This is a genomic window from Micromonospora sp. NPDC003776, assembly GCF_053605645.1.
This window is the reverse complement of record NZ_JBSGJR010000671.1, coordinates 1-3385: the sequence shown is the minus strand read 5'-3', so window position 1 is coordinate 3385 and position 3385 is coordinate 1. Positions and strand designations below refer to the sequence as shown.

The 3385-nt window shown below is 69.0% G+C and carries 3 protein-coding genes and 1 pseudogene; all 4 read right to left on the bottom strand.

Annotation, left to right across the window (positions count from 1 at the left end):
- Window positions 1-59: 59 nt before the first annotated feature.
- A complete protein-coding gene (locus ACWEVO_RS33065) occupies window positions 60-1733 on the bottom strand; it encodes an ABC transporter substrate-binding protein (protein WP_452311356.1) in 1674 nt (557 codons plus the stop codon).
- A 350-nt stretch (window positions 1734-2083) separates the two neighbouring features.
- Complete coding sequence (gene recR / locus ACWEVO_RS33060) at window positions 2084-2677, bottom strand: recombination mediator RecR (RefSeq protein WP_123242754.1); 594 nt, start codon at window positions 2675-2677, stop codon at window positions 2084-2086.
- 7 nt (window positions 2678-2684) lie between these two features.
- Complete coding sequence (locus tag ACWEVO_RS33055; protein ID WP_452311357.1) at window positions 2685-2993, bottom strand: YbaB/EbfC family nucleoid-associated protein; 309 nt, start codon at window positions 2991-2993, stop codon at window positions 2685-2687.
- A 107-nt stretch (window positions 2994-3100) separates the two neighbouring features.
- Window positions 3101-3385, bottom strand: a pseudogene (locus tag ACWEVO_RS33050) (DNA polymerase III subunit gamma and tau); the annotation flags it as partial.

Here is a 3385-nt window from a genome sequence, read left to right as displayed (position 1 = left end):
GGCCGGGGGAGCCCGGCCCGGGCCGTTTCCGTGTACGCGTCAGTGGCTCAGCGGCGTCCTCAGCCGACGCTGACGGTGTTGAACCGCTCGTCGGTCAGCGGGCTGGCGACCAGACCCTTGACGTCCTTGGTCACCACGATGGCCGGCGGGGCGTGCCAGATCGGCACGGCCGGCAGCCACTTGCTGGCGATGTCGCGGTTGACCTGCTCCCAGGCGGCCTTCTTGCCGGCCTCGTCGACCGTGCCGTCGGCCTTGGTGATGGCCGCGAACATGTCGGTCATCGCGGCGTCACCGAACTCGACCTTGGCGCGGCCGAAGAAGGTGCCGACGAAGTTGCCCGGGTCGTTGTAGTCACCGGTCCAGCCGAGCAGGTGCAGGTCGTGCTTGCCGAACTGCTGCACGTCGTCCTTGTAGCCACCGTTCCACGGGCGGGCCACACCGTTGACCTTGATGCCGACGGCCTGCAGGTCGTTGGCGAGGACGGTGAAGATCTCCTGCGGGTTCGGCATGTACGGCCGGGACACGTCGGTCGGGTAGTAGAAGTTGAGCGTCAGGTTCTCGGCGCCAGCCTCCTTGAGGAGCTGCTTCGCCTTGTCGACGTTGTAGTCGTACTTCTGCACGTCCTGGGCGTAGCCCAGCACGGTGTCCGGCATGAACTCGTCGGCCACCTTGGTGCCACCCGGGCCCTTGGTCTGGACGAGCTGCTGACGGTTGAGGGCGTAGGCGATCGCCTGACGCACCCGCAGGTCCTTCAGCTTCGGGTTCTTCTGGTTGAAGCCCAGGTAGAGGATGTTGAACGCCGGGCGGTCCAAAACCTGGAAGCCCTCACCGGCGAGCGCCTTGCGGTCGGCCGGAGCCGGGAAGTCGATGCCCTGGACCGTGCCCGCGCGCAGCTCCTGCTTGCGGGTGTTCTCGTCCTTGATGATCTTGATGACGAGCTTGTCGACCTTGGCCTTCTCGCCCCAGTAGTCGGGGTTCCGGGTCAGGGTGATCTCACCCTTGGCCTTGTCCCAGCCGCCGAACTTGAACGGGCCGGTGCCGACCGGGTGCTCGTTGGCGAACGCGCTGTACTCGAACGAGTCGCCGTTCTGCTTGACGGTGTCGGCGTCGTACTGCTTGAGCGCGGTCGGGCTGGCGATCGACAGCGCGGTCAGCGCGAAGGCACCCGGGAAGGCGCCCTTGTACTGGTTCATCGTGACGACGGCGGTGGCGTCGTCCTTGGCCTCGCACTTGTTGTAGACCGGCTTGCCCGCGTCGGGGCTCTCGTTCTTCGCGAAGCCGCCGAAGACGTCCATGTAGTAGAGCATCTGCGACTGGGCCGCAGCGCCCTTCATGTTGTACCAGCGGTCGAAGTTGAAGCAGACCGCCGCGGCGTTGAAGTCGGTGCCGTCGTGGAACTTCACGCCCTTACGCAGGTGGAAGGTCCAGACCTTGCCCTCGGCGTCGTGCTCCCAGCTCTCCGCCAGCGCGCCCTGCAGGTCGGCCGTGCCCGGCTTGTTCTGCACGAGGGTGTCGTACATCTGGCGGACCGGCCGGAACGACTCACCGTCGTCGTTGAAGATCGGGTCGAAGTTCTTCGGGTCGCCAGCGCCGGCGAAGACGAAGGTGCCGCCCGTCTTGGCCGCACCACCGCCGTCCCCGTCGCGCTCGCTCTTGGCGCAGCCGGACGCCCCGACCGCCAGAGCGGCAGCGGCCGCGAGGGCCACGGCCGCCTTAAGCCTGCTCGCCTGCATCTCTCACCTCTGTCATGCGCATGACCACGCCGAGTTGTGGCTCAGTCTGTGAGCGGGAGGCTATGACACGACACACAGAAGCGGAACGGCCGTTAGGCAATCGCTATCAAGCCGACACCAAGTAGCCGGGTCTGACAGCGCCTGATCCATCGACAAACGATGCTGTCACAGCGGGGCGCACATGGTGGGATCCGGCAAAGGCCACGAAACGCACCACGGTACGGGTCATCGGCGGAGCACGTGGCGAACCGCACTCGTCCCACATTCCGGTTACGCCCCGGCAGGCCGGGAGGGCTGCCGTCCCCAGGACGACAGCCCTCCACGATCCTCCGAAGAGGAGAGCCGACGGCTCAGACCGCCCGGCGGCCCTCGAACGCCCGACCCAGGGTGATCTCGTCGGCGTACTCCAGGTCGCCGCCGACCGGCAGGCCGCTGGCCAGCCGGGTCACCGCGATGCCCATCGGCTTGACCATCAGGGCCAGGTACGTCGCCGTCGCCTCGCCCTCGGTGTTCGGGTCGGTGGCGAGGATCAGCTCGCGCACCGCGCCCCCGCTCAGCCGGCTCATCAGCTCCCGGATGCGCAGGTTGTCCGGGCCGATCCCCTCCAGCGGATTGATCGCGCCGCCGAGCACGTGGTAGCGGCCGCGGAACTCGCCGGTCCGCTCGATCGCCACCACGTCCTTCGGCTCCTCGACCACGCAGAGCACCTCGTCGGTGCGGCGGGGGTCACGGCAGATCCGGCACTGCTCCGACTCGGCGACGTTGTAGCAGGTGGTGCAGAACCGCACCAGCTCCTTCACCTTGCGCAGCGCGCCGGCCAGCCGGTTCACGTCGGCCGGATCCGCCGACAGCACGTGGAAGGCGATCCGCTGGGCGCTCTTCGGGCCCACGCCCGGGAGCCGGCCCAGCTCGTCGATCAGGTCCTGGATGGCACCCTCGTACATCTGCCGCTCAGAACCCGGGCAGGCCGAGGCCGCCCATCCCGCCCGCGACCGGGCCCATCTTCTTCTCGGTCAGCTCCCGGGCCGCCTCGGCCGCGTTGCGCACGGCCGCGACGACCAGGTCCTCCAGGGTCTCCACGTCCTCCGGGTCGACCGCCTTCGGGTCGATCTTGATCGCCTTCAGCTCACCGGTTCCGGCGACGGTGGCGGTGACCAGGCCGCCGCCCGCGGTGCCGGTCAGCTCGGCCTCGGCCAGCTCGGCCTGGGCCTTGGCGATCTGCTGCTGCATCTTCTGCGCCTGCTTCAGCATCTGCTGCATGTTCGGCTGTCCACCTGGGCGCACGGATGGCTCCTTCTCGCACTCGTCCGATCGGCCGCGCCCAGCCTAGTCGGGCGGCGGCTCCTGTCCTCGCCGGCCGACGCGCCTCAGCGCGCGTCGACCTCGTCGATCTTCTCCGCCCCGAACACCTCGCGGAGCAACTGCACCGCCTGCTCCTCGCTGGACTGCCGGGCGGTCCGCTCGTCGATCACGTCGTCCAGCGGCTCGTCACCCGGATCGAAACCCTCGTAGGCCGGGGTGGCCGGCGCCGCCGGACGCGCGCCGGGCCGGATCGGCCCGTCGAAGTCCGGATCGTAGGGCGGCTCGCCGGCCCAGTCGGCGTCCGCGGTCGGCCGGGCCGAAGGGGTCGCGGACCGCGCAGGCGGCCCGGC

What these genes read in the sequence shown, in the direction of transcription:
- ACWEVO_RS33065 (WP_452311356.1), bottom strand. Translation starts at nt 1,733, where the DNA reads ATGCAGGCGAGCAGGCTTAAGGCGGCCGTGGCCCTCGCGGCCGCTGCC.
- recR (WP_123242754.1), bottom strand. Translation starts at nt 2,677, where the DNA reads ATGTACGAGGGTGCCATCCAGGACCTGATCGACGAGCTGGGCCGGCTC.
- ACWEVO_RS33055 (WP_452311357.1), bottom strand. Translation starts at nt 2,993, where the DNA reads ATGCAGCAGATGCTGAAGCAGGCGCAGAAGATGCAGCAGCAGATCGCC.